Below are 24,210 nucleotides of genomic sequence, written 5' to 3'. Positions count from 1 at the left end.
AAGGACAGCAAGGTCATCGTCGCCATCAACAAGGACGAAGAGGCCCCCATCTTCCAGGTCGCAGACTACGGCCTCGTCGCAGACCTCTTCGCCGCCGTCCCGGAACTCACTGGGAAACTGTGACCGCAGCGCGCCCGCACACAGGCGCATGGAACGGGGGACCACAGGTCCGCCCCACAAAAAACGCGGCCGCCGAGGACTTGCCCGGCGGCCGTCTCGGCCCATTTTCCGGGGCGAGACAAGGGCTGTGGCGCCAGAGCCTGACCGCACTCCGCCTTCAGCATGGTCTGACCGTGACTGATAGGCGGGATTGCAATTTCACGTTCTGCCGCAAGGCTGGTCATCAGTTAGATCGTGTTAGCCTGCGCCACCGCATCGAGACGCGGGGCCAGATCATCGTTGAAATGCACATTTGTTAAATAATAACATTTCCTATCCCGATGGGTCGGGCCCACAAGGGCGATCGGATGGGCCGTGGTGCTGGCAGGTGACAAGGGGCGCGGCCATGGCCGCACCCTCGAAGGTTGTGCCGGGGTGGGTCTTAGCCGTATTTGACCCAGACGGTTTTCAGTGCGGTGTATTTGTCAAAGCTGTGCAGCGACAAGTCACGGCCAAAGCCCGATTGCTTCAGCCCGCCGAACGGCGTCATGGCCGAGAGCGCATCGACGGTATTGACCGAAACCGTCCCCGCGACCAGCCGGTCCGACAGGCGCAGTGCCCGGTTCAGATCCCGAGTCCAGAGCGAGGCGGCAAGCCCGTAAGGCGTGTCATTGGCAAGGGCGATGGCCTCTTCCTCGGTGCGGAAGGTCTGGATCGACAGCACGGGGCCGAAGATTTCCTCACGGACGATCCGCGCCGTGGGGTCAGCTCCCAGAAAGACCGTGGGCTGCACATAGGCATCGGACCCGCCCAGCGTCAACCGCTCGCCCCCGCAAAGCAGCTGCGCCTCCTGCCGCCCGGCGTCGATGAAGCCCATCACCGTATCGGCATGGCCGCGCGTGACCAGCGGCCCCATGCGCGAAGCCGGATCCAGCGGATCGCCCGGCTGATAGGCCGCCGCACGCGCGACCATACGCGCGGCCATCTCATCCGCGATGCTTTCATGCACCAGCATCCGTGAGTTGGCGGAACAGACCTCACCCTGATTGAAGAAGATCCCGATAGCGGCCTTGTCGGCGGCGGCATCCAGATCGGCATCGGGGAAGATCAGGTTGGGCGATTTTCCCCCGGTTTCCAGCCAGACCTGTTTCATGTTGCTGTCGCCCGCATAGCGCTGAAACAGCTTGCCCACAGCGGTCGAGCCGGTGAAAGCCAGCGCATCCACATCCGGATGCAGCCCAAGGGCCATGCCCGCCTCTTCGCCAAAGCCCGGCACCACATTCAGAACCCCATCCGGCAGGCCCGCCTCGGCCGCCAGCTCGGCCAGTCGCAGCGCCGACAGAGGGGATTGTTCGGCCGGTTTCAGCACCACTGAATTGCCCGCCGCAAGCGCCGGGGCCAGCTTCCATGTCGCCATATCGAGCGGGAAGTTCCACGGCACCACCGCGCCGATCACCCCCAGCGGTACCCGTCGGATCATCGCCAGATCGCCCGGCCCGGTGGGGGCGATTTCGTCATAAAGCTTGTCGATCGCCTCGGCATGCCATTGAAAGAAATGCGCCGATCCGGGGGCATCAATGGTCACGGCATCCGTCACCAGCTTGCCCATGTCGAGACTGTCGAGCAGCGCAAGTTCGACCACGTTCTGCCGGATCAGCGCGGCAAGGCGCAGCAGAACCTCCTTGCGGTCGGCAGGGGCGCGGCGGCTCCAACGGCCATTGTCAAAGGCGCGGCGCGCGGCGGCCACCGCGCGGTCGATATCTGCGGCGGCACCGCGCGCGACCTCGGCCAGAATGCGGCCATTGGCCGGGTTCACGCTGGGAAAGCGGCGGCCATCGGCGGCAGGCACCGGCTTGCCGTCAATCCAGAGCTGATCGCGAAAGCGCAGGCGGGCGGCTGCGGCCTGCCATTCGGCATGGGTGGTCGGGGTGGTCATGCGCGTCTCCTTAGTGCGGGGGCAGGCGGGAGGGGCCGGGTTCAAGCCTCGCCACCTCGCGCCGGAAGGGGGGCGTATCGCCCCGGTCATCGGGCTGATCCAGATCCTCGGCAAAGCGGCGCCCGGCATAGGTGGCCCAAGCGATCGGGCCGGGGGCGGCAGCATCCCCGATCAGGCGGACCGAACGGACCTCCGCGCCCTCCCATTCTGCCTGACGGGCGCGCAGATCGTGCCAGAGGCTGTCATGCGGCAGGCGGGCCGTCACCATCACCACCGCCTCGGCGGGCAGGGGGCTGGCGGCGCCGGTCCAGGTGCAGGCCAGCGTCACCTCACCCACCCCGATGCTTTCGGGGGCCTTGCAGGTATGGACGCGCACGCCAAGCGACAGCAGGCGCCGCATGATCGTGCCTTGCTCCAGCGTGTTTTCCGTCCATTCCGCCACCTTGGTGGCAGGGGTCACGAAATCCACACTGCAGCCCCGGGCCACCAGCACCTCGGCAATGACCGAACCCATGTAGAAATGATCGTCATCATAAAGCGTGACGCGGCCGACGGTCGGACCAAGGCCCGCCATGATGTCATCCGGGGTGAAGATGGGCATGGCCGGATCGGTCGGAATGGGGTGCAGGTGGAACCTCGCCACCGCGTCGCGCCGCCAGCTGGCGCCGGTGGCCAGCGCCACATGTTCGGCGCCCATGGCCAGCACGTCATCGGCGGTCAGGCGGCTGTCGCGGTAGATTTCGGCATTGACCAGCGGGGCAAGCTGCCCGGTGCGGTAATCGGCGACCCGGCCCCAGGCCGAAAGACCCGGCAGGGTCCGTTCCCGCGCGATGCGGCCGCCCAGCGTATCGGTCGCCTCGGCCAGCGTCACGGCATAGCCGCGCCGGGCGGCTTGCAATGCAGCCTCCAGCCCGGCAGGCCCCGCGCCCACCACCAGCACCGAGGACGAAGGCCCCTTGGGCCGGACCCGTTCGGGGTGCCATCCTTTGCGCCATTCCTCCATGAAGGCGGTGTTCTGGGTGCAGCGGCTGATGCCCCCGGTCATGTCACCCGAGACGCAGATATTGCAGCCGATACATTCGCGGATGTCGTCAAACCGCCCCTCCTCGATTTTCTTCGGCAGGAAGGGATCGGCAATGGAAGGGCGGGCCGCCCCGATGAAATCCAGCACGCCCGAGCGCACCTGCCGGACCATCGCATCGGCGCTGGTGAACCGCCCGACACCCACCACAGGCTTGGACGTCAGCGCCTTGATCCCGCGAACCAGATCCTCTTGCGCCCCTTCCTGCACAAAGCGCGAGGTACCGGAACAGGCCTCCCAAGTTCCCTGCGCCAGATCCCAGAGATCGGGAAGATCACCGTGCATTTCGATGAAATCGCGCAGTTCCGCATTGGAAAAACCGAATGCCCCGCCTTCATGCAACGACAGGCGCAGGGTCAGGGCCAGTTCGCCCTTGGTTTCCTCACGCGCTTCTTCCACGATTTCGCGCAGAAAGCGGGACCGGTTTTCGAGGCTGCCGCCATATTCGTCGCTGCGGTGGTTGGTGGCGCGCGACAGGAAGTGTTGCAGAATGCCAAAGCCATGCGCGCCGTAAAGGCAGATCAGGTCGAACCCCGCCGCCTGCGACCGGCGAAAGGCATTGCGGAACCAGCGGCGCAGGTCGCGGATATCCTCACGGTCCATGGTGCGGGCTTGAACCGGGTCGGATGTGAAGGTCAGGATCGGACCGCCCGTCACCGCCAGCGGCACCTCGCGGCTGTAAAGATTGGGGCCATTGATCCCGGAATAGGCAAGCTGGATGCCCGCCAGCGCGCCGTGGGATTTCATCGCCTCGGCCATGGCGGCAAGGGCGGGGATGTCCTTGTCCTCCCACAGATGCTGTTCGATGAAGGGGGTGATTTCCGAGGACGGGTGGATTTCCGTCTGTTCGGTGAAGATCACACCCCAGCCGCCCTCGGCCTTGGTGCGGCGCATCTCGGCCACGGCCGAGGGGTCGCGATAGCCCCCGCCATTGCAATGGGGGACCTGATAGAAGCGGTTCTTGGCCAGTTTCGGCCCGATGCGGACGGGTTCGAACAGGATGTCGTAGTGGCTGGGGCGGGTGTCTTTGGGCATCGTGTCATCTCACGCGGCGGTAATCGGCCAGCTGGGTTTGCAGCAGGGCCGGGTCAGGCTGATACGACAGATCGGCGATCAGCAGGGCAGGGGCGGGGCCGGAAAAGGCCAGAATGGCGCCGTCGGGGGCGACGATCGTCGATCCGCCGCAATAGGCGAGATCACCCTCGCGACCGGCGTAATTGGCGTAGCAGATGGTCAGTCCGTGGTTGATCGCATGGGCAGGCACGACCAGACGGCTGACATGGATATTGGGTTCAGGGTTGGCGGTCGGCACCAGCAAAAGCTGCACCCCCTGCAGGGCAAGTTCACGCAGCAGCGGCGCAAATTCAACGTCGTAGCAGATCAGGATCGCCGCGCGTCGGCCTTCGGCCTCAAAGATGCACAGGCTGTCGCCGGGGGCGAAGATCGCCTTTTCGCGCGGGCCGAAAAGCTGGGTCTTGCGGTAATGGGCCACCTCTTGCCCCGCCGCATCAAAGGCTACGGCGGAATTGTAGACCGTGTCGCCCGCGCGTTCGGCATAGCCCAGCACCAGCCCGCAGCCCGCCGCGCGGCAGAGCGCAGCGAGTGCCTGATGCCAGTCCCCGCCGCGCGGTTGGGCAAGTTCGGTTATGCGGGCCGAGTTGTAGCCCGGCAGGAACAGTTCTGGCGCGACCAGAAATCGGGCACCCATGGCGGCGGCAGCGGTCACCCCTGCGCGCAGATCGGCCAGCGCGGTGGCGACATCGTCGGTGCGGGCAATGCCCTGCCAGAGGGCGATGGAAAATGGCATGACGCCTCCGATCTGGCCGAAAGGCCGGTCCTTTGCGGGCTTTGGGGGGCCGGTGTCCCGGCCCCGGCGGGATTACTTTTTCAGGTTGGTCCAGATCGCGTCGTAGTATTTCTGCGTCGCCTCATCGCAGGCCTCGATGAAAACGCCGGTCGGACCGTCGGCGGGCGGGTTGTTTTCCGGGCTGGTCTTGATCGCCTCATCCAGGAAGGGCTCTACCCCCATGACCCCCGCGGTATAGGCGGCGTAGTTCGTCACCGCCGCCGCGTTTTCGGGTTCGAGCAGGAAGTTCATGAATTTCAACGCGTTTTCACGGTTCGGCGCATCTTTCAGCAGAACCATGTTGTCCATCCACAGGACGTAGCCCTCTTTCGGATAGGCATATTCCACCTTGGCCCCTTCGGCGCGGGCCTTGGCCGAGAAGCCGTTGTAGATCATACCCGCCGCGGCATCGCCCGAAACCAGCACCTCTTTCGCGGTATCCGACCCGAACGAGGCCCAATATTGCTTGGCGTTCAGCAGCATGTCGTTCAGCGCCTTCAGTTGCGCCTTGTCGGTCGAACATTGCGGAATGCCCAGGTAGAGCGAGCCGAGCGCCAGAACCTCGCCCTGGCTGTCCAGCACGTTGATCTTGCCCTTCAGCTCGTCCGGCGGATCGAAGATCATCGCCAGCGTGTTGATATCGCCCTGATAGACATCGCGGTTCACCGAAAACGCGGTCGAACCCCACTGATAAGGGATCGAGTGCTTCCGGGCCGGATCAAAGGGCACATCCACCCATTTCGGGTCGATCTTGGCGAAATTCGGCAGTTCTTCCGGGGTGAAGCTGCCCAAAAGCCCCTCATGCCCCATGATGGCGACCATATAGTCACCCGGCACCGCCACATCATACTGGCCGATCTTGCCTGCCTTCAGCGCGGCGAGCATCGCCTCATTGCTGTCATAGGTGTCGATCGTGACCTCGATGCCCGTCTCGGCCTCGAACTTGTCCACAAGCTCTTGCGGCATGTATTCGAACCAGTGGTAGACCGAGAGCTTCCCCTCGGCTTGCGCCGTGCCGGCCATCAGCGCCAGTGCGGCGGCGGTTGTCAGGTAGGTCTTCATCTGCGAACTCCCGTTGGGTCAGGTTCGGGTCTTCTGCCCGATGCGGTTGACAAGGTAGGAAAGCGAAACGAACAGCACCGAAACGGCGAGCATCACGGTGGAAATGGCCATGATATTGGGCTTGATCCCCTGCTTGACCGATCCGAAAATCGCCGTGGGCAGGGTTTCCATGCCCGCGCCCTTGACGAAATTCGTGATGATGAAGTCATCAAGGCTGATGATGAAGGCCAGCAGATAGCCCGACACGACCCCCGGCATCATCAGCGGCAGAAGGATCAGCCAGAAGGCTTGCGTCCGGGTGGCATATAGATCCCGCGCCGCCTGCTCATAGACCTCTTCAATCCCTGAAAGCCGGGCCGCGATGGGCAGATAGGCAAAGGGGATGCAGAAGGTGACATGGGCAATCAGGATGGTGAGATACCCCGTGGTCAGCCCGATCACCGAAAAGAAGATCAGCGTGGCAACCGCCGTCACGATTTCCGGCACCAGAAGCGGCAGGTTGATCAGCGCGTAGGTTGCCGATTTCCCGCGAAAGCGCCCCGAGCGGATCATGGCCAGCGCCGCCGCCACCGCGATGGCGGTCGAGGCCGTAGCCGCCAGAACGGCGATGGTGATCGAATTCCAGGCGGCGGCGGCAAAGCGCGCGGATTCCGGCCCTGTCAGGACATCGACATACCAGCGCAGCGAAAACCCGCCCCAGCTGGTGATCGAGCTTGAATCGTTGAAGCTGTAGATCGTCACCACCACCAGCGGCGCATAGAGCACCAGCAGACAGCCCAGCGTCAGGATCAGAAACCCTGGATAATGGCGCACGCCTTTCATTTGCGCTCTCCTTTCAGGGCGGCGCGGGCCTGGGCCATCAGCACCATAAGCACCATGGTCATCAGGATCACCGCAATCGCCGCGCCGAAGGGCCAGTTGCCCTGGCTGCCCTTGAACTGTTCGTCGATCAGGCTGCCGATCATGTAGGTCTTGGCTCCGCCCAGAAGATCGGGCGCCAGAAAGGCCCCCAGCGACGGGACAAAGACCAGAATGCAGCCCGCCACGATCCCCGGCCGCACCATCGGCAGCACAATTTCCCGCAGGATGGTCCAGCGCCCGGCATAAAGATCGGAGGCGGCCTCGGAGAGGGCAAAGTTGTAGCGCTCTACCGCGGCATAGATCGGCAGCACCATGAAGGGCAGGTAGCTGTAAAACAGCCCCAGCTGCACCGCGAGATTGGTGTTCACCAAAGGCAGGGGATGATCCAACAGCCCCAGCCCGATCAGGGCCTCATTCAACGGGCCATTGTCGCGGATTAGGAACTTCAGGCTGACCGTGCGGATCAGCAGGTTCACCCAATAGGGAATGGTGATCAGGAACAGCCAGACCGTCCGCTGCGCGGGCGCCCGCGTGGCGATGAACCAAGCGGTGGGGAAGCCTACCAGAAGGCAGGCCAGCGTCGCCACCCCCGCCTGCCAGATCGACCGCCAGAAGATCGAGATATAGGTCCATTCGATGACTGGCGGTTCATCCCCGAACAGGCCGCGGTCAAAGAAGAACTGGTCATAGGCCGCCAACGTGAAATCCCAGATCACGCCGCCGCGGAATTCCTTGGTCAGAAAGGAATAGACCGCCATCAATAGCACGGGCAGCAACAGGAAGATCCCGATCATCACCCAAGTCGGGATCAAAAGCGGCACCCGCAGCGGGCCCCAGCCCGTGCCGCCCCTGTTCGAAGGTGGGGGAAGCACGCCGCCCGCCATCAGTCCACCAAAAGGCGCGCAGCGCCGTCCTCGAGCTGAAGGGACACGGTGCTGCCCGGTTCGGGCACCTGTGTCCGGGCCGAGTTTTGCAGGCGCAGCGTAAAGGGCGCGCCATCGGGCAGGCGGGTCAGCAGCTGCAGGTCGGTGCCCAGATAGACCACGCGCTCGACCGTGCCGGTCAGCGGGCCTTCGGCAGCAATCGATAACCGTTCGGGCCGGATCGACAGGTGATGCCGCCCCGGCGTGGTGTCGGCCGCGGCGCAGCGCAGCCGGTGGCCGCCGGGCAGCACGACCTCGGCCATGCCGCCCGATGCGGTGACGACCTCGACCTCCAGCAGGTTCGTCTCACCGATGAAATCGGCCACGAAGCGGTTGTTGGGCGCCTCATAAATCTCACGCGCGGTGCCGATCTGCTGGACGCGGCCCTGCGACATGACCGCGATCCGGTCTGACATGGTCAGCGCCTCTTCCTGATCATGCGTGACGAAGATGAAGGTAATGCCGGTCTGTTCCTGCAGTGTCTTCAGCTCAACCCGCATGGCCTGCCGCAGCTTGAGGTCGAGCGCCGACAGCGGTTCATCCAGCAAAAGCACTTTGGGTTCGGGGGCAAGGGCGCGGGCCAGCGCCACGCGCTGCTGCTGCCCGCCCGAAAGCTGCGACGGCATCCGGTCGGCAAAGGCCGACAGATGCACCATTTCCAGCATCTTGCCCGCCCGCGCACGGCGCTCGGCCAGACCTACGCCTTTCATCTTCAGCCCGAAGGCCACGTTGTCCAGCACGCTCATATGCGGAAACAGCGCATATTGCTGAAACACCGTGTTCACGGGGCGGTAGTTCGGCTCCAGCGTGGCGATGTCGCGGCCATAAAGCAGGATATCGCCGCCGCTGACGGATTCAAACCCCGCGATGCAGCGCAGCAGCGTGGTCTTGCCACACCCCGAGGGGCCAAGCAGCGTGAAAAACTCATTGTCCCGGATCGCCATCGACACCTGATGCAGCGCCGTCATGGTGCCGTAGTGCTTGACGACAGAGCGAACGTCGATTGCTGTTGACATGCGGTCTATACCCCTCGGTATTTGCAAGAAGCTTATGTTCGACAAAAGCGAGGGGTATATACCCCCAGAGAGGTATGATGCATCCGCTGCCCAACCTTGCTGAACTTCGGCTGGCCGAAACCATCCGCCATCTGGGCGCTGCGGGGTTTGAAAGCGCCCTGCACGACTGGCTGCGCCGTTGTCTTGCACCAGACAACATCCTGATCCTGGCCTATCGTGACGCGCTGGCGCCGCAGATCCTGTTCACCCAGTCAGACCAGCCCCAGGTCTTTTCCCAGTTGAAAGCCCACTATCTGGCAGGGGCCTATCTGCTTGATCCCTTTCACGACATGCACTTGAACCGCGTCACTGCGGGGGCTTATCGGCTGCGGGATGTGGCACCGGATGCCTTTCATCGCAGCCGCTATTTCATCGATTATTACCAGCAGACCACGCTGGTCGATGAAATTACCTTTGTGGCCTACCCGCATCCGGATATCTCGTTGAATATCTGCCTCGGTCGGGATGCGACCTCGGGTCAGCCCTTCGGGCCACGCGATCTTGAAACGGCACAACGTCTGGCGCCGGTCGTGGCGGCGCTGGGGGAAAGCCATTGGGCCCATCTCGCTGATCCGGGTGGCGCCCCGGCCGATGTGACGGCGGCACTGATTGCCACATTGGGCGACCGGCATGGCATCCGCCTGTCACGGCGCCAAGCCGAGGTCGCGCTGCTGATCTTGCGCGGCCATTCGACCCAGTCGATCGGGCTGCGGTTGAACCTGTCGCCGCAGACGATCAAGGTCTTTCGCAAACAGCTTTACGCAAAATGCGGCCTCACCTCGCAGGCTGAACTGTTCGCGCTAATGGTCCCGTTGTTGAAGGCCACGCAAAGGGGGGCCGCGCCCTGACGGCCCCCCCCCGGGACGCACCGGGGGGGCTTGGTTCAACCCGCAAAACTGTAGGCTGTTTTGACGGTGGTGTAGAATTCGACCGCATGGCGCCCCTGTTCGCGGCTGCCGTAAGAGCTGCCCTTGGTTCCACCGAAGGGCACGTGGTAATCGACCCCTGCGGTCGGCAGGTTGACCATCACCATCCCGGCGCGCGCCCGGCGGCGGAATTCGCGCGCATGGCGCAGCCCGCTGGTGCAAATTCCGGCAGAAAGGCCAAAGGGGCTGTCATTGGCCAGCGCCACGGCCTCGTCAAAGTCGGTCGCGCGGATCACCGTGGCGCAGGGACCAAAGATTTCTTCCCGCGCCACGCGCATGGCATTGGTCGCGCCCAGGAACAGGGCCGGGCGCTGGAAAAAGCCCTCGGTCGGACCGTCAATCCGCGCGCCGCCGATCACCTCACACCCCTCGGCCGAAGCGAGATCAACATAGCCGAGGTTCGAGGACAGCTGCGCGAGGCTTGCCACCGGGCCGATCTGGCTGTCTGCTGCGAGTGCCGGGCCGACGCGCAGCGCCTGCATCTGGCGCGCAAGCGCCTCGACGAAGGCATCATGGATGCCGTCTTCGACAATCAGCCGGGATGAGGCCGTGCAACGCTGCCCGGTCGAAAAGAAGGCGCCGTTCAGGCAGGCGGCAACGGCCGTGGGCAGATCGGCATCCGCCATCACCACCATCGGGTTTTTGCCGCCCATCTCCAGCTGCACCTTCTTGAGGCGCGCGCCACATTCACGCGCGATCATCTGGCCGGTGGGCACCGATCCGGTGAAGGAAATGCCCGCGATATGCGGGTTTTCGATCATGGCCCGGCCCACGACGGACCCAGGCCCCATGACCAAGTTGAAGACCCCGGCCGGGCAGCCCGCATCATGCAGGATCTGCGTGAGGGCATGGGCCGAGGCGGGCACCAGCTCGGCCGGTTTCAGCACCACGGTATTGCCATAGGCCAGCGCGGGCGCGATCTTCCAGGCGGGGATGGCAATGGGGAAGTTCCAGGGCGTGATCAGGCCCACCACACCGATCGGTTCGCGCGTGACTTCGATATCCACACGAGGGCGGACCGAAGCCAGCGCTTCACCGGGGGTCCGCAGCGCCTCACCTGCGAAAAAGCGGAAGATCTGCGCCGCGCGGCGGGTTTCGGCAATGGCTTCGGGCAGGATCTTGCCTTCCTCGCGCGCCAGAAGCGTGCCGATGTCGGTGGCGCGCGCCTCGATCGCGCTGGCCACGCGATCAAGCAGGTCGGCGCGCGCCTGCGGCCCGGCGGCGAACCACGCGGGCTGCGCCTCGGCTGCGGCGGCGGCAGCGCGATCCACATCGCCCGCGCTGCCCGCGGCATAAAGGCCGATCAGGTCGGAAATGTCCGAGGGATTACGGTTTTCGGTCAGATGTTCGCCCGGCACCCAGGTTCCGGCGATGTAATTCAGATGCGTGTCGGCCATGCGCGGGCTCCTGCAAGGGGCCGCGCCGCTGCCCCGGGGCACGGGGGCAGGGCGCGGCAGGTGGGCTGCAGCACCAGGGCTGCAGCCGGGGGTCAGGCGGCGGCCGCCATGGTGGCCGCTTCGATCGAGGCTTCGAGGATGTCCATCGCCTCGGCCAGATGATCTATCGGGATGGTCAGCGGCGGCAGCAGGCGGATCACGTTATAGCGCGTGCCGCAGGACAGCAGGATCAGCCCACGCTTCTCGGCCTCGGCCACGATGCGGGTGGTCAGGGCGGCATCGGGCGCATTGGTGTTGCGATCGGTCACAAGCTCGAACGCGTTCATCGCGCCCAGGCCGCGCACCTCGCCGATGCATTCCATGCCCTGACGGGCGGCAAGCGCGGTCAGACGACCCCGGATCACTTCGCCGATCTCATCGGCGCGGGCGCAGAGGTTTTCCTCGGCGATCACGTCCAGTACGGCGTGGCTGGCGGCCACGGCCAGCGGGTTGCCCGCATAGGTGCCGCCCACGCCACCGGGGTTCGGCGCATCGACGATCTCGGCGCGACCCGTCACCGCCGAGAGCGGGAAGCCGCCGGCCAGACCCTTGGCCATGGTCACCAGATCCGGCACCACGCCCGCATGTTCAAAGCCGAACATGCGCCCGGTGCGGGCCATGCCTGCCTGAACCTCATCGGCGATCAGGACAATACCATACTGATCGCAGATTTCGCGCAGGCTGCGCAGGAAGCTGAACGGTGCAATGGTGAAACCGCCTTCACCCTGCACGGGTTCGATGATGATGGCGGCCACGCGTTCCGGGTCCACCGACGAGGCGAAAAGCCGTTCCAGCTGACCCAGCGCCTCGGCCTCGGACACGCCATGCAGCGGGTTCGGGAAGGGGGCGTGGATGATTTCGGGCGGCATGGCGCCAAAGCCCTTCTTGTAGGGCGCGACCTTGCCGGTCAGGGCCATGCCCAGCAGCGTGCGACCGTGGAAGGCGCCGGAAAAAGCGATGACGCCCGAACGGCCGGTGTAGGCGCGGGCCATCTTGATCGCATTCTCCACCGCTTCGGCACCCGTGGTGACAAGCATGGTTTTCTTGGCGAAATTGCCCGGCGTTGCGGCATTCAGGCGTTCCGCCAGCGCGATATAGCCTTCATAGGGCGCCACATGAAAGCAGGTGTGCGTGAAGGCCTGCGCCTGATCCGCAACGGCGGCCATGACCTTGGGATGACGGTGGCCGGTGTTGTTCACCGCGATCCCGGCCGCGAAATCGATAAAGCGGCGGCCTTCGGCATCCCACAGTTCGGCGTTTTCGGCGCGGGTGGCATAGATGCCGCGGGTGGCGACACCGCGGGCGACGGCATCGGCCTTGCGGGCGGCGAGAGTGGCGGATTGGGTCATCGGAGCCTCTGGTTGATTCGGGAATTGATGCTCAGTATATTGAGCATATATTGTACTGAATAGACGGAATCTTTGGGCAGATGCATCTGCGCTTGACGTTATGATTGCCTGCATCCATCGAGGTGCCTATTCTGCGAAAGACAGGCGCAAACCGGGATCGGGGTTAGAAATGCAGGATTTCGACGTGGGTGCGCGGCTGCGGCAGATGCGTCAGGCGGCGGGCCAGTCCCAGCGCCAGCTGGCCGAGGCCTCGGGCGTGCCGCATGGGCAGATCTCGATGATCGAAACCAACCGTTCCAGCCCCTCGGTGGCCTCGCTGCGCAAGATTTTGGGCGGGCTGGGCGTCACCATGTCGGAATTCTTTGAACCCGATGCCCCCAGTACCCAGGCTGTGTTCTTCAAACCGCATGAGCTGCGCGATCTGACGACCCGGCTGTACACCACGCTGGATGATCCGCGGGGCAAGATGACCCTGCAACAGGTGGGGGATGCGCGGGCGCATAACCTGCAGATCCTCTACGAACGCTACGAACCCGGCGCCGATACTGGCGAGCAGATGCTGGAACACGCCTCGCATGAAGGGGGGGTCGTGATCGCCGGTGAGGTGGAGGTGACCGTCGGCGATCACTGTGCCGTGTTGAAGGCGGGGGACAGCTATCTGTTCGACAGCACGCTGCCCCACCGTTTCCGCAACATCGGCGACCGTGAGGCGGTGGTGGTTTCAGCCTGCACACCGCCCTATCTGTAAGCGGCGGGGCGGGAAAAAGCGCCCCGCCCCCGGTTCACTTGCCCATCAGCACATCCAGCGGCACCGGCTGCGAGATGCGCCATTCATCGACGCGGGCGGGCTTGCCCCCGGTGATTTCCACAATCTGCATCAGCGCAGTGTTCTGGTGGTGCAGTTCGTTGGAGAAGCTGCGCGGACCAAAGGCCGTGGGTTCATCGCGCATCTTTTCCAGCTCGGCTGTGACGGCGGCGCCTTCGACCGTGCCTGCACGTTCCACCGCCTTGGCCCAGAGATCGATCAGCACATAGCCCGGATAGGCATATTGGCTGGCCGGGCGGGCGCCGGTCTTGGCCTCATAGGCCTTGTTGAAGGCCTCGACCTCGGGGCGCGGATCATCGCCGTGGATCGAGCCCTGCACCGGCAGGACAAAGCCCGACAGATCCGGCGTCGCATCAAGCCAGTAGGACCCATCGACCGCCGACCCGTTCAGGATCAGCGAATTGATCCCCGCCGCGCGGATCTGCCGAACCGCCGCCGCAGCGCCCGGCATCACGGAACAGAGCATGATGACATCGGGTTCGGCCGGCAGCGACTTGATCCGCGTGATCTGGCTGGCGATCGAGGCATCGTCGTTCTTGAAAGTGTCATTGCCGACGATCTCGGCGCCTTCCAGCTGCGGGAACATCCAGTTGAACCCGGTGCAGATGCCCTTGTTGTACTCGATGAAGGTATCCTCCAGCACGAAGGCCGTGCGGGCCTCGCGCTTGGCATGGGCCCATTCGGCCATGGTCGCGCCCTGCACCGGCGCGAGGACCGATGACGAGAAGCTGTTGGGGCCAACGCCCTGGATTCCGGCCTTCACATCCTCGGCACAAAGGAAAAAGCTGTTCATGCCTTCGCCTTCCGCGACCAGCGCGGCGGGGGCGCCAAAGTCATAGTCGCAGGACACGACCATCATCTCGGCACCCTGGTCCAGCACGTCAAGGCCGGCCTTGGCGGCTTCGGCGCGGTCGGTGCGGGTGTCGGATTCCACCACCTTGATCTGACGGCCCAAAAGGCCGCCCGCGGCGTTGATCTCTTCGATGCGGATCTTGGCGGCGGTGGCGGCGGGGGTGTCATAGGCCTCCATCCAGCCGGATTTCGCGATGGCGAAACCGATGGTCAGGTCCTCGGCCCGGGCGGGCAGCGCAAGCGCGATCAGCGCCAGCGCGGTTAATGCGTGTTTCATGGGTGCTCCTGTTGAACGGGTCATTCTTTGGGGATGCTGCGCCCGGTGACCCAGCGGGCGGGCAGCATGATCTCGCGTCCGGCCAGCAGACCGGCCGGGCGAAAGACCAGAACAAGGATCATCGCGATGGCGATGAGGATCTCTTGGCTGCCGGGGGGCAGCGCGAAGGTGGTGGCGCCGAAAGTGACGCCCTTTTCCAGCCGCACCAGCAGCTCGACCGTGACCGAAACCGCCAGCACCCCGATCACCGCGCCCGAGAGCGAGCCTATCCCCCCCACCACCAGCATGGCCAGCATGAGGAAGGTGAGGCTGAGGTAGAAGCCGTCGGGGTTGATGACGCCGATGAAATGGCCCATCAGCGCGCCGCCTACCCCGCAGAAAAAGGCGGACAGCGTGAAGGCGAGCAGACGGTGTCGGTAGCGGTCGATCCCCGAGGCCGCGGCGGCGACCTCATCCTCGCGGCTGGCGCGCAGGGCAAGTCCCGAGGCCGAGGCGCCATAGACGCTGGCCGCGATCAGGGCCGCCACGGCCCATCCCAGCGCGACCCAGGGGGTCACGTAACGCTCAAGCCCGACGACGGACGAGGTGCCGCCTGTAATCGGTGTCCAGTTCGACCAGATGGTGTTGATCATGGCGAGGAAGGCGAAGGTCGCGATCGAGGCTGCGATCCCCGAGAGCCGAAGGATGGCCGCCCCCGTGACGAGCGCCAGAGCGGCGGCGATGGTCCCGGCAAGACCCGCCCCCGCCAGCACCGGCCAATGGGCATCGGCAATGGCTTCGGGCAGGCCGGGCAGCAGGGTGGCCTTCATCCCCGGTTGCAGCGTCGTCCAGGCCGAGACATAGGCCCCGACACAGGCAAAGGCCGCGTGGCCAAAGCTGATGACGCCGGAATTGCCCGCGAAGATCCAGAAGCCCACGACCAGCGTGACCCGGATCAGCGTTTCCGAGGCCATGCGCGCCGCGGCGCGGTCGCCCAAGGTGACGGCCATCAGCACAAAGGCCAAGAGCAGCAGCGCCAGAAGCACCGGGGTGGTTGCCGCCATGCGGCGGCGGATCTGATGGGAGGTCAGCATGGCTCAGACCCTCGGTTTGGCGCTGGCAGAGGCGAAAATCCCCTGCGGGCGGAAGAGGAGGACAAGGATGACAAGGGCGTAGAGGAACGCATCGCGGAAGGGCCGCGCGGCATCGGGCAGAAAGGCCTGCAGCAGGGCAGAGGCCGCCCCCAGCGCCATGCCTGCCGCGACCGCGCCCGGCAGGCTGCCCATGCCGCCGACGACCGTGGCGATGAAGGCCACCAGCATGATCTGGCCGCCCATCCGCACATCGGCGACGCCGGTCTGGGCCACCAGCACCAGGGCCACCACCGCCGCCAGCGCCCCGGACAGCGCGAAGGCGCCCGAAATCACGCGGTTTGCACGCACGCCCAGCAGGCGGGCCATGCCGAAATCTTCGGCGGCGGCGCGCATCTCAAGACCCAGACGGCTGCGTTTCAGCATCAGCGCCAGCGCCCCGAGGATCAGCGCGACCGCACCGATGACGATCAGCTGCAAGAGGGGCACCTGCGCCGCACCGATCTGGACAGGCTGGCCCAGATCGGGCCAAAGGCTGATCGCCTTGGGACGCCCGCCATAAAGCACCAGCAGCAGGTTCTGTAGCGCGACGCCAAGCGCGAAACTGCCCACCATCAGCGCTACGGGCGAGGCATGGCGCAGCGGCCGGAAGACCAGCGCCTCGGCCAGAACGGCCAGACCCGCGCCAAAACCGATGATTGCCGGGATCAGCAGCACCGCAGGCAGCGCCCCCAGCCCCAGCACCGCCACGGCATCGGCCGTGGGCAGGATCAGGGCAAAGACCGCGCAGGCGATGAACTGCCCATGGGCGAAATTCACCAGCTTCATGACCCCGAAGATCAGCGCGATGCCAAGCGCGGCGATGGCATAGATGCCGCCCAGGCTCAGCGCGTCGAATACAAGTTGCAGGCTCATGCCGGATCTCCGAAATAGGCCTCGGACAGCAGGTCGTCGGCGGCAAAGGTGGCGGCATCGCCATCGGCGACGATCCGGCCGCCGCGCATCAGGATCATGCGCCCGCCCACCCGCGCGGCCCGGGCCGAGGATTGCTCAACGATCACGAGCGTCAGCCCGCGCAGGGCCTGCAGGGCGCAGAGGTGGTCATAGACCTCGTCCACCACCTTGGGTGCGAGGCCGAGCGAGGGTTCATCCACCAGCATCAGCTTGGGGTTGGTCATCAGCGCCCGCGAAATGGCCAGCATCTGCTGCTGCCCACCCGACAGGGCGCCCGCATTGGCATGGGCGCGTTCACGCAGGATAGGGAAGGCCTGATAGACCGTCTCCAGATCATCGCCCACCGCTGCGCGGTCACGTCGCAGGCCGGTTCCGACCAGCAGGTTTTCCTGCACTGTCAGCCCGCGGAAGATGCGCCGCCCTTCCGGCACCATCGACAGGCCCCGCCGCGCGATGCCCTCGGGCGAAAGGCCCGAGAGGATGTCGCCATCCATCTCGATCCGCCCGTGGGCCGCGCGCACCGCCCCCGAAATCGCCCCAAGCAGCGAGGATTTGCCCGCGCCGTTCGGCCCGGAAATGAACAACCGCTCCCCCTCGGCCACGGTGAAGGACAGGTCCGAAATGGCCGTCAGCTTGCCGTAGCGGACCGAAAGATCATGCACACCCAGCTTGGCCATCATGCGGCCTCCACATTAGCGCCGAGATAGGCCTCGCGCACGGCGCGGCTGCCCAGAATGGCGGCGCGGTCGCCCTGTTCGATGACCCGGCCACCGTCCAGCACCACGACATGCGCGCAGACCGACAGGACAAGCCCGACATTGTGTTCAATGAGCAGGCAGCCGATGCCCTTTTCGCGCGCGATGCGATGGATCAGCGCGGCGAGATCGGCGGCCTCTTTTTCCGACATGCCTGCGGCGGGTTCATCCAGCAGCAGGAAATCGGGATGCCCCATCAGCGCGCGGGCAATCGCCACGCGGCGTTCATCGGTATAGGGCAGACCGGCAGCCGGGCGGCTTTGCAGATCGGCGATGCCCATCCAGTGCAGCAGGTCTTCCGCCTCATGTTCGGCCGCGGCGCGGCGCTGGCCGAGGCCGACGCTCGTACAGGCCAGGTTGTCCAGTACATCCAGCCCCGTGAACAGCCGCCCCGCCTGAAAGGTGCGCGCCACGCCCGCGCGGCGAAACCCGTGGGCGGAAAGGCGCGAGACATCGCGCCCCCCCAGCATCACCCGCCCGGTGCCGGGCGCCTGAAACCCTGTCAGCGTATTGACGCAGGTGGTTTTGCCTGCACCATTCGGGCCGATCAGCCCGATCACCTGCCCCGGTGCGATCGACAGGCTCACCTCGCTCAGGGCGCGGAAGCCGCCAAAGGCGACCCCCACATTTTCCAGCGCTAGGGCCATCTCAGGCATCCTCGGTCACGGCAGCGGCGCGGATGGTCTGTTCGGCGGGCAGGCCCAGCGTCACGACATAGACGCCTGTCGCATCGAGTTCGGCCAGCCAACCCGGTTCGATGACGATGGTGGTTGTCACCTCCTGGATCACGGCGGGGCCGGTGATGCGGTCGCCCGCCCCCAGAAGCGCCCCGTCATAGACCGGCGTTTCATGGGCCAGACCTTCGGCGTTGAAGATCATCTCGCGCGTGCCTTTCAGCGCGGCATGGGCGCCCTTGCCGGGGGCCACCGACATGCGACCGGGCTTGTCCACGCTGCCGGTGATCGCGCTTTCGACGTTCACGACCTCGACCGCGCTGTTCGGCTCGGCATAGGTGTAAAGCTCTTCGTGGCGGGCGTGGAAGGCGGCCTTCAGCCGTTCCAGCGCGGCTTCGGTCACGGGGAAGGGGTCCACGTCCACGGTGCATTCATGCACCTGCCCCACATAGCGCATGTCCAGGCTGCGGCGGATCGAGATGCGATCCTCGGTGAAGCCATCGGCCTTCAGATCGTCGCGGCCGCGGGCTTCAAGCCCGTTGAACAGCGTATCGAGCTTGGCGGCCGCCTCGGCCCCTTCCAGACGGGCGGCGGCGGGGGCCATGTAGTTGTATTTCACATCCGAGATGATCTGCCCGAAAGCGCAGAGCCCCGAGGCAAGTTTGGAGATCAGCACCTTGCGGATGCCCATTTCGCGCGCCAGCGCCGTGATATGGGCCGCGGTGGCGCCCCCGGCACAGTTCAGCACGAAGTCGCGCGGGTCATAGCCCCGTTCGACCGAGACGCGGCGGATGGCGTTGACCATGTTGTTGTTGACGATGGTGAACATGCCATAGGCGGCTTTTTCGACCGAAATGCCCAGCGGATCGGCCAGATGGGTTTGGATCGCGCGGCGGGCCTTTTCGACATTCAGCGGCAGGCGCCCCCCCACCAGACCATCGGGATTGAGATAGCCCAGCACGAGGTTCGCATCCGTGGTGGTGGGCTTTTCGCCGCCCTGATCATAGCAGGCCGGGCCGGGTTCCGAGCCCGCCGATTGCGGCCCCATCTGCATGAGACCCATGCTGTCGATCCAGCCGATCGAGCCGCCGCCTGCGCCCAGCGTTTCCACCTGAATCATCGGGATGCCGATGCGATACCGCAGGAAATCGATGTTCTTGGAGACATTGGCCCGCCCGTCGCGGGTCAGCGTGATGTCAAACGAGGTGCCGCCCATATCGACGGTGATGATGTCTTTCATCCCCCAGGGCTCACCCAGCCAGAGGGCCGCCTGCGGGGCGGAGGCGGGGCCGGAGTTGATGGCATAGACCGACTGGTCGGTCACCACGCGACCAAGCGCCAGACCGCCATTCGACTGGAAATACCGCACCGGGTGCCGCGCGCCGAGCGACTGGAAATAGGCATCCACCTTTTCGACATAGCGCTGCAGGATGGGGGCCAGATAGGCGTTCACGATGGCGGTGGAGGTGCGGGTATATTCGCGCACCTGCGGGTAAAGCTGGCTGCCCACGGTCAGACGCACATCGGGCATCATCTCGCGCACGATCTCGGCCGCGCGGAGTTCATGTTCGGGATGCAGCACCGACCAGACGAAGCTGATCGCGACCGATTCCACGCCTTCGCGCAGGAAATGACGGCAGGCCTCGCGCACGTCGTCTTCGTTCAGGGGGGTGTGGACGGCGCCGGTCGAGATCACGCGTTCGGACACCCCGCGGCGCAGGTAGCGCGGCACGAGCATGGTGGCCGGGGGATATTCCGGGTCGTAGCGATAGCCGTCTTCCTTGTGGCCCAGACGGATTTCGATGCTGTCTTCATGGCCCTTGGTGGCAATGAGGCCGGTCTTGGCGCCGTTATGGGTGATCAGCGCGTTCAGCCCCACGGTTGTGCCGTTGATGCAGAGATCGGCGTTGGAGACGATGGTTTCGGGCGAAAGGCCGGTTTCTTCCTGGATGAGGGCCAGGCCATTGCGGATCGCGCGGGTCGGATCATTCGGGGTGGAGAGCGCCTTGAAGATCCGGACGCCGCCCTTGCGATCGGCAAGGATGAAGTCGGTGAAGGTGCCGCCGGCGTCGATGCCGAGACGATATTGGTTCTGCATGGGATGCGGTCCTTTGGGATGGGTCGGCGGGGGTGGGGGGCTGCCTGCCCCCCATGGGCCTGCGGCCCGCCCCCCGGGGATATTTCGGGACAGAAAATAGGATCAGGCGGCGGCGCGCAGGCGGGCGGTGGCGGCTTGATCGACGGTGAGGCTGTCGCGGTCGGTGATGACGACGCCGTAGTCGAGTCGGGCGCCTTCGAGCGAGACGAGGCCGTTGCGGACATCTTCGACGACCTTCTGGATGTCGCGTTCGAAGGGGTTGCCGTAGCCGCCGCCGCCCGGGTTCTTGTTGGCGGCGCGTTCACCGGGCTGGATGGTTTCGATCACGTTTTCGGTGATGATGCGGGTTTCGCCGTTCCGCGTGACTTCGAGCCGTCCGACCTTGGGCTGAACCAGGGCGGATTTCGCCCCGGCGGCGCCCATGGCGGGGATGCGGCGGCCTTCTCCGAAGGTGATCAGGGTCATCGGGCTGTCGAGGGGCTCGACCTCCCAGCAGGTGCCGGAGCCGCCGCGGTTGCGCCCGGCGCCGCCGCTGTCTTCCATCAGGCCATAGCGGTGGATGATGATCGGGTAGCTGTGTTCCAGCATCTCGATATCGCCCGACGTGAGTGCGCCGAAGCAGCATTCGGGGCCGCAGGCATGCCAGCCATCCTGGCTTGCGGTGGCGCCCGCGCCCGAGATGATGGAGGCGAGGACCATGGTCACGTATTCCTCGTCATGGCGCTTGTCCCAGCCGGCAATATTGCAGCCATTGGCATGGCCCCAGCTGGCCGAGACCTTGGACGGGGCGGCCTGTTCAAAGGCGAGGCGCACCGCATCGGTCAGGGTTTCCATCGGCGTAGTGGTGCAGTTCATGTGCGGCGCGGGGGATTTCGCGTTGCAGAGCGTGCCCTTTGGCCCCATGTCGGTCGAGACGCAGCGATAGAGGCCTTCGTTATAGGGCGGGGGCAGCTGGGCGAACATCATCAGGCCCAGATAGACGCCCGAATGGCTGTTCCCTTCGTAGCTGTTGATGAAATAGGGGATCTGCGGGGGCGAGCTGATTTCGATATGGCAGCTGTCGCCGGTGATGGTGACGGTCGCCTTGATTTCGAAATCGCCATAGCCGTGGCCTGCGTCTTCCAGGATCGCGGTGCCGGTATAGGTGCCGTCGGGCACGCCCGCGATCAGCTTGCGCATATGCGCCTCGGCCATGTCGAGCAGTTCGGCGATGCAGTCCTGCACCACGTCCTTGCCGTATTTCTTCATCAGGTTGATGAGGTTGCGTGCCCCCACCTGGCAGGCGCCGATCAGCGCGTTGAAGTCACCTTCCTGATCGCGGCGGGCGCGCATGTTGGTGAGCAGCAGGTTCATCACGTCGTGGCGCGGCTTGCCCTTGTCCCAGAGCTTGACCGGCGGGATCCGCAGGCCTTCGGCGAAGATTTCTGTGGCATTGGGGTTGTAGCCTGCGGGTACCGGGCCGCCGATATCGGTCAGATGGCCCTTGCAGACGGTCCAGAACACCAGCTCGCCTTCATAGAACACCGGGTAATACATGCAGGTGTCGATGATATGGCTGCCGCCATAGGCCGGGTCATTGTGCAGGATCAGGTCGCCTTCGTGGATGTCACCTTCGAAGAAGCGCGCGACCGATTTCATCGCCGGGATGAGCGAGCCGAGGTGGATCGGGATATCCTGGCCCTGCAGGATCATCTCGGGCGTATGGTTGAACAGCGCGGTCGAATAGTCATGCGCCAGATTGAACACCGAGCTGCGCGCGGTCTGTTCCAGCGTCAGCGTCATTTCGCGCTGGGTCGTTTCCAGCACCCCCCGCACCACGGAGAGCGTGATCGGATCTACCTTGCGTTTTGTCATTCCCTGTCGGTCCTTCCTGGGGCGAAACGGCATGACAGGACCGGGGCACGGCAACGGCGCTGTGGTGATTTCCCTGTTCTGCGGGCCGTTTCGCGGGCCTCTCGATATGGGACTCAGGGTGCCGCGAAAGGGGGCGGCGATCTTGCAGATGGATGCGCTTTCGCTTGGCAATCCGTGCACAGGGCGCGGCGGATTTGTCAGCGGGCGCAAGACTGTTTGGCGATCCGTGCAATCGGGGCCGGTTGTCATGAAATTTTCTTGATCGGATGCCGTGTCCCGATTACCGATTCTTGCATCGGGAACGGAGAAACGGGATGGAGGTCACCTCGCACAGCACGGATCTGACGCCCGCCGCTCAGCGCGCGGCGCAATGGGGCCGTGTCATTGCCGAGACCTATTTCCCCCTGCACCTGACCTTTCGAGACGCGGCACATTTCACCGGCGCGCTGGAGCGGCGGCAGATGGGGCAGGTGTCGCTCTCGCGGATGAAGACCGAGCCGCTGCAGTACGAACGCCGCCCCGATCATCTGGCCGGGGTGCGCGAAGAGGAATATCTGATCACCGTCCCACGGCTGAGCCCGGTCGAATTCCGCCAGCTGGGCCGTGAGGTGCGCTGCGACCCCGGCGGCTTCATCCTTGAGCGGGGCGATGAACCCTACCGCTTTTCCTATGACACCGCGAACGAACTGAGCGTGCTGAAGGTGTCAAAGCGGGCGCTGGCCGAAAAGATTCGCGACCCCGACCGTTTTTGCGCCAAAGTGGTCGATGCGCGCAGCGGGGTGGCCGAGCTGTTCACGCTGATGATGTCGCAATTGCAGGCGCTGCCCCCGGCCGATGGCCATGCGGCGCAGGTGCTGGGGCGGCAGATCGTCGAAGTGCTGGCGCTGGCGCTGGACGAACGCATGGACAAGGATGATGGCGTCCGCAGCGCGGTGCGGCAGGGGCATCTGCGGCGCGCCGAACAGGTGGTGCGGCAGAACCTGTCGAATGCCAACCTTTCGCCCGAGATGATCGCCGAGGTCTGCGGGATTTCGAAACGCTACCTGCATGAGCTGTTCAGCGAAACCAACAAGACCGTGTCGCAATTCATCCGCGAGGAACGGCTGATTGCCGCGCGCGACACGATTGCCGCCGCGCGCGGCCTTGCGATGGCCGAGATCGCCTATCGCTTCGGCTTTTCCGATCAGGCGCAGTTTTCGCGCCTGTTCAAGGCCATGTTCGGGCTGACCCCGTCGGAATGGCGGCGCGACGGGTCGCGCCAGCCGTAACCGTCACTTCACCACGAAACCGTGGGCAAAGGGATCGCGGTCGTCGATGAAGATGGTGTTGTAGCCGGTCATGCGCGCCCAGCCTGCGACCGATGGGATGATCGCCGGGCGGCCTGCCACGTCGACCGCCGCCTCGACCCGGCCCTTGAAGATCGAACCGATGATCGATTCATGCCAGAATTCATCGCCGACCTTCAGCTTGCCCCGTGCCGCCAGCTGCGCCATGCGGGCCGAGGTGCCGGTGCCGCAGGGGCTGCGGTCGATGGCCTTGTCGCCGTAGAACACCGCATTGCGGGCATGGGCGCCTTCGACCGTGGGCTGACCGGTCCAGAGAATATGGCTCAGCCCGTTGATCGTCGGATGTTCGGGGTGGATGAATTCATATTTGGCATTCAGCGCAGCGCGCAGCTTGGGTGAAAAGCCCACAAGCTGCGTTGCGGTAAAATCGGCCATGTCGCGGAAATTCTTCTGCGGTTCGACGATCGCATAGAAGTTGCCGCCATAGGCCACATCCACCACGATCTCGCCCAGACCTTCGACCTCGGCGGTCAGGCCCTCGGCATAGAGGAAACCCGGGACGTTGGTCAGGCGCACCTCTTCGACATAGCGGCCTTCCTGGCGATAGGTGATGTCCACCTTGCCTGCCGGTGCGTCGATCGACAGCTTGCCGGGTTCGCGCGGCGTGATCAGGCCGTTTTCGATGGCCATGGTGATGGTGCCGATCGTGCCATGGCCGCACATGGGCAGGCAGCCCGAAGTTTCAATGAACAGCACGGCCACATCGCAATCCGGCCGGGTCGGCGGATAGAGGATCGCGCCCGACATCATGTCATGGCCGCGCGGCTCAAACATCAGGCCGGTGCGGACCCAGTCGAACTCGCGCAGAAAATGGGCGCGGCGCTCCAGCATGGTTGCGCCTTCAAGACGCGGGCCACCGCCCGAGACGAGGCGGACGGGGTTGCCGCAGGTATGCCCGTCGATGCAGGAAAACGTATGGCTGGCCATGGG

20 protein-coding genes and 1 pseudogene are annotated in these 24,210 nt (G+C 64.9%); 4 read left to right on the top strand and 17 right to left on the bottom strand.

Features of this window, described 5'->3' with window-relative positions:
• A pseudogene (locus tag IE101_RS17495) lies at positions 1-123 on the top strand (electron transfer flavoprotein subunit alpha/FixB family protein); the annotation flags it as partial.
• 418 nt (positions 124-541) lie between these two features.
• Here IE101_RS17495 and IE101_RS17490 read toward each other — a convergent pair.
• From IE101_RS17490 to IE101_RS17460, 7 genes are all read right to left on the bottom strand, one after another.
• Positions 542-2,035, bottom strand: a complete 1,494-nt coding sequence (locus IE101_RS17490; protein ID WP_189635137.1) for an aldehyde dehydrogenase — start codon at positions 2,033-2,035, stop codon at positions 542-544.
• A gap of 10 nt (positions 2,036-2,045) precedes the next feature.
• Complete coding sequence (locus IE101_RS17485) at positions 2,046-4,151, bottom strand: oxidoreductase (protein ID WP_189635136.1); 2,106 nt, start codon at positions 4,149-4,151, stop codon at positions 2,046-2,048.
• Positions 4,152-4,155: 4 nt separating this feature from the next.
• Positions 4,156-4,923: a carbon-nitrogen hydrolase family protein gene (locus tag IE101_RS17480; protein WP_189635135.1), complete on the bottom strand. Its 768-nt coding sequence runs from the start codon at positions 4,921-4,923 to the stop codon at positions 4,156-4,158.
• Positions 4,924-4,995: 72 nt separating this feature from the next.
• The gene (locus tag IE101_RS17475; RefSeq protein WP_189635134.1) at positions 4,996-6,024 is read right to left on the bottom strand and encodes an extracellular solute-binding protein; all 1,029 of its coding nucleotides are present in this window, start codon (positions 6,022-6,024) and stop codon (positions 4,996-4,998) included.
• A gap of 18 nt (positions 6,025-6,042) precedes the next feature.
• The gene (locus IE101_RS17470) at positions 6,043-6,846 is read right to left on the bottom strand and encodes an ABC transporter permease (RefSeq protein WP_189635133.1); all 804 of its coding nucleotides are present in this window, start codon (positions 6,844-6,846) and stop codon (positions 6,043-6,045) included.
• Complete coding sequence (locus IE101_RS17465) at positions 6,843-7,769, bottom strand: ABC transporter permease (protein WP_189635132.1); 927 nt, start codon at positions 7,767-7,769, stop codon at positions 6,843-6,845. The genes IE101_RS17470 and IE101_RS17465 overlap by 4 nt, the downstream gene beginning before the upstream one ends.
• On the bottom strand, positions 7,769-8,824 hold the full coding sequence (locus tag IE101_RS17460) for an ABC transporter ATP-binding protein (RefSeq protein WP_189635131.1): 1,056 nt from the start codon (positions 8,822-8,824) through the stop codon (positions 7,769-7,771). The genes IE101_RS17465 and IE101_RS17460 overlap by 1 nt, the downstream gene beginning before the upstream one ends.
• A gap of 77 nt (positions 8,825-8,901) precedes the next feature.
• Here IE101_RS17460 and IE101_RS17455 point away from each other — a divergent pair, with 77 nt between their 5' ends.
• Positions 8,902-9,711 carry a helix-turn-helix transcriptional regulator gene (locus IE101_RS17455; RefSeq protein ID WP_189635130.1) on the top strand — a complete coding sequence of 270 codons (810 nt, stop codon included), beginning with the start codon at positions 8,902-8,904 and terminating at the stop codon, positions 9,709-9,711.
• Between the two features lie 35 nt (positions 9,712-9,746).
• Here the strand turns inward: IE101_RS17455 and IE101_RS17450 are convergent, their stop codons facing one another.
• On the bottom strand, positions 9,747-11,186 hold the full coding sequence (locus tag IE101_RS17450; protein WP_189635129.1) for an aldehyde dehydrogenase family protein: 1,440 nt from the start codon (positions 11,184-11,186) through the stop codon (positions 9,747-9,749).
• A gap of 92 nt (positions 11,187-11,278) precedes the next feature.
• A complete protein-coding gene (gene gabT, locus IE101_RS17445) occupies positions 11,279-12,574 on the bottom strand; it encodes a 4-aminobutyrate--2-oxoglutarate transaminase (RefSeq protein WP_189635128.1) in 1,296 nt (431 codons plus the stop codon).
• A gap of 169 nt (positions 12,575-12,743) precedes the next feature.
• Here gabT and IE101_RS17440 point away from each other — a divergent pair, with 169 nt between their 5' ends.
• Positions 12,744-13,322, top strand: coding sequence for a cupin domain-containing protein (locus IE101_RS17440; RefSeq protein WP_189635127.1), 579 nt, complete (start codon positions 12,744-12,746; stop codon positions 13,320-13,322).
• A 34-nt stretch (positions 13,323-13,356) separates the two neighbouring features.
• Here IE101_RS17440 and IE101_RS17435 read toward each other — a convergent pair whose 3' ends face one another.
• From IE101_RS17435 to capB, 7 genes are all read right to left on the bottom strand, one after another.
• Positions 13,357-14,529: an ABC transporter substrate-binding protein gene (locus IE101_RS17435; protein ID WP_189635126.1), complete on the bottom strand. Its 1,173-nt coding sequence runs from the start codon at positions 14,527-14,529 to the stop codon at positions 13,357-13,359.
• 20 nt (positions 14,530-14,549) lie between these two features.
• Positions 14,550-15,602: a branched-chain amino acid ABC transporter permease gene (locus tag IE101_RS17430; protein ID WP_189635125.1), complete on the bottom strand. Its 1,053-nt coding sequence runs from the start codon at positions 15,600-15,602 to the stop codon at positions 14,550-14,552.
• A gap of 3 nt (positions 15,603-15,605) precedes the next feature.
• On the bottom strand, positions 15,606-16,514 hold the full coding sequence (locus IE101_RS17425) for a branched-chain amino acid ABC transporter permease (protein ID WP_189635124.1): 909 nt from the start codon (positions 16,512-16,514) through the stop codon (positions 15,606-15,608).
• Positions 16,511-17,233, bottom strand: a complete 723-nt coding sequence (locus IE101_RS17420) for an ABC transporter ATP-binding protein (RefSeq protein ID WP_229804283.1) — start codon at positions 17,231-17,233, stop codon at positions 16,511-16,513. Before IE101_RS17420 ends, IE101_RS17425 begins: the two co-directional genes overlap by 4 nt.
• Positions 17,230-17,955, bottom strand: a complete 726-nt coding sequence (locus tag IE101_RS17415; RefSeq protein WP_189635123.1) for an ABC transporter ATP-binding protein — start codon at positions 17,953-17,955, stop codon at positions 17,230-17,232. The genes IE101_RS17420 and IE101_RS17415 overlap by 4 nt, the downstream gene beginning before the upstream one ends.
• Before the next feature lies 1 nt (position 17,956).
• Positions 17,957-20,080 (bottom strand): caprolactamase subunit alpha, encoded by a 2,124-nt coding sequence (capA, locus tag IE101_RS17410; RefSeq protein WP_189635122.1) that lies wholly within the window; start codon positions 20,078-20,080, stop codon positions 17,957-17,959.
• Between the two features lie 102 nt (positions 20,081-20,182).
• Positions 20,183-21,934, bottom strand: coding sequence for a caprolactamase subunit beta (gene capB / locus IE101_RS17405; protein WP_189635121.1), 1,752 nt, complete (start codon positions 21,932-21,934; stop codon positions 20,183-20,185).
• 314 nt (positions 21,935-22,248) lie between these two features.
• Between capB and IE101_RS17400 the strand changes: the two genes are divergently transcribed.
• Positions 22,249-23,202 carry an AraC-like ligand-binding domain-containing protein gene (locus IE101_RS17400; RefSeq protein ID WP_189635120.1) on the top strand — a complete coding sequence of 318 codons (954 nt, stop codon included), beginning with the start codon at positions 22,249-22,251 and terminating at the stop codon, positions 23,200-23,202.
• A 3-nt stretch (positions 23,203-23,205) separates the two neighbouring features.
• Here IE101_RS17400 and IE101_RS17395 read toward each other — a convergent pair whose 3' ends face one another.
• Positions 23,206-24,207, bottom strand: coding sequence for a 4-hydroxyproline epimerase (locus IE101_RS17395; RefSeq protein ID WP_189635119.1), 1,002 nt, complete (start codon positions 24,205-24,207; stop codon positions 23,206-23,208).
• Positions 24,208-24,210: the final 3 nt, after the last annotated feature.

Origin of the sequence: Gemmobacter lanyuensis, assembly GCF_014652355.1 — a bacterium.
GTDB classification, from domain to species: Bacteria; Pseudomonadota; Alphaproteobacteria; order Rhodobacterales; family Rhodobacteraceae; genus Gemmobacter; species Gemmobacter lanyuensis.
This window is presented reverse-complemented; position numbering and strand designations above follow the sequence as displayed.

Excerpts from the sequence above, each read along its gene's own strand:
- IE101_RS17490 (WP_189635137.1), bottom strand. The coding sequence starts at position 2,035 with ATGACCACCCCGACCACCCATGCCGAATGGCAGGCCGCAGCCGCCCGC.
- IE101_RS17485 (WP_189635136.1), bottom strand. The coding sequence starts at position 4,151 with ATGCCCAAAGACACCCGCCCCAGCCACTACGACATCCTGTTCGAACCC.
- IE101_RS17480 (WP_189635135.1), bottom strand. The coding sequence starts at position 4,923 with ATGCCATTTTCCATCGCCCTCTGGCAGGGCATTGCCCGCACCGACGAT.
- IE101_RS17475 (WP_189635134.1), bottom strand. The coding sequence starts at position 6,024 with ATGAAGACCTACCTGACAACCGCCGCCGCACTGGCGCTGATGGCCGGC.
- IE101_RS17470 (WP_189635133.1), bottom strand. The coding sequence starts at position 6,846 with ATGAAAGGCGTGCGCCATTATCCAGGGTTTCTGATCCTGACGCTGGGC.
- IE101_RS17465 (WP_189635132.1), bottom strand. The coding sequence starts at position 7,769 with ATGGCGGGCGGCGTGCTTCCCCCACCTTCGAACAGGGGCGGCACGGGC.
- IE101_RS17460 (WP_189635131.1), bottom strand. The coding sequence starts at position 8,824 with ATGTCAACAGCAATCGACGTTCGCTCTGTCGTCAAGCACTACGGCACC.
- IE101_RS17455 (WP_189635130.1), top strand. The coding sequence starts at position 8,902 with ATGCATCCGCTGCCCAACCTTGCTGAACTTCGGCTGGCCGAAACCATC.
- IE101_RS17450 (WP_189635129.1), bottom strand. The coding sequence starts at position 11,186 with ATGGCCGACACGCATCTGAATTACATCGCCGGAACCTGGGTGCCGGGC.
- gabT (WP_189635128.1), bottom strand. The coding sequence starts at position 12,574 with ATGACCCAATCCGCCACTCTCGCCGCCCGCAAGGCCGATGCCGTCGCC.
- IE101_RS17440 (WP_189635127.1), top strand. The coding sequence starts at position 12,744 with ATGCAGGATTTCGACGTGGGTGCGCGGCTGCGGCAGATGCGTCAGGCG.
- IE101_RS17435 (WP_189635126.1), bottom strand. The coding sequence starts at position 14,529 with ATGAAACACGCATTAACCGCGCTGGCGCTGATCGCGCTTGCGCTGCCC.
- IE101_RS17430 (WP_189635125.1), bottom strand. The coding sequence starts at position 15,602 with ATGCTGACCTCCCATCAGATCCGCCGCCGCATGGCGGCAACCACCCCG.
- IE101_RS17425 (WP_189635124.1), bottom strand. The coding sequence starts at position 16,514 with ATGAGCCTGCAACTTGTATTCGACGCGCTGAGCCTGGGCGGCATCTAT.
- IE101_RS17420 (WP_229804283.1), bottom strand. The coding sequence starts at position 17,233 with ATGATGGCCAAGCTGGGTGTGCATGATCTTTCGGTCCGCTACGGCAAG.
- IE101_RS17415 (WP_189635123.1), bottom strand. The coding sequence starts at position 17,955 with ATGGCCCTAGCGCTGGAAAATGTGGGGGTCGCCTTTGGCGGCTTCCGC.
- capA (WP_189635122.1), bottom strand. The coding sequence starts at position 20,080 with ATGCAGAACCAATATCGTCTCGGCATCGACGCCGGCGGCACCTTCACC.
- capB (WP_189635121.1), bottom strand. The coding sequence starts at position 21,934 with ATGACAAAACGCAAGGTAGATCCGATCACGCTCTCCGTGGTGCGGGGG.
- IE101_RS17400 (WP_189635120.1), top strand. The coding sequence starts at position 22,249 with ATGGAGGTCACCTCGCACAGCACGGATCTGACGCCCGCCGCTCAGCGC.
- IE101_RS17395 (WP_189635119.1), bottom strand. The coding sequence starts at position 24,207 with ATGGCCAGCCATACGTTTTCCTGCATCGACGGGCATACCTGCGGCAAC.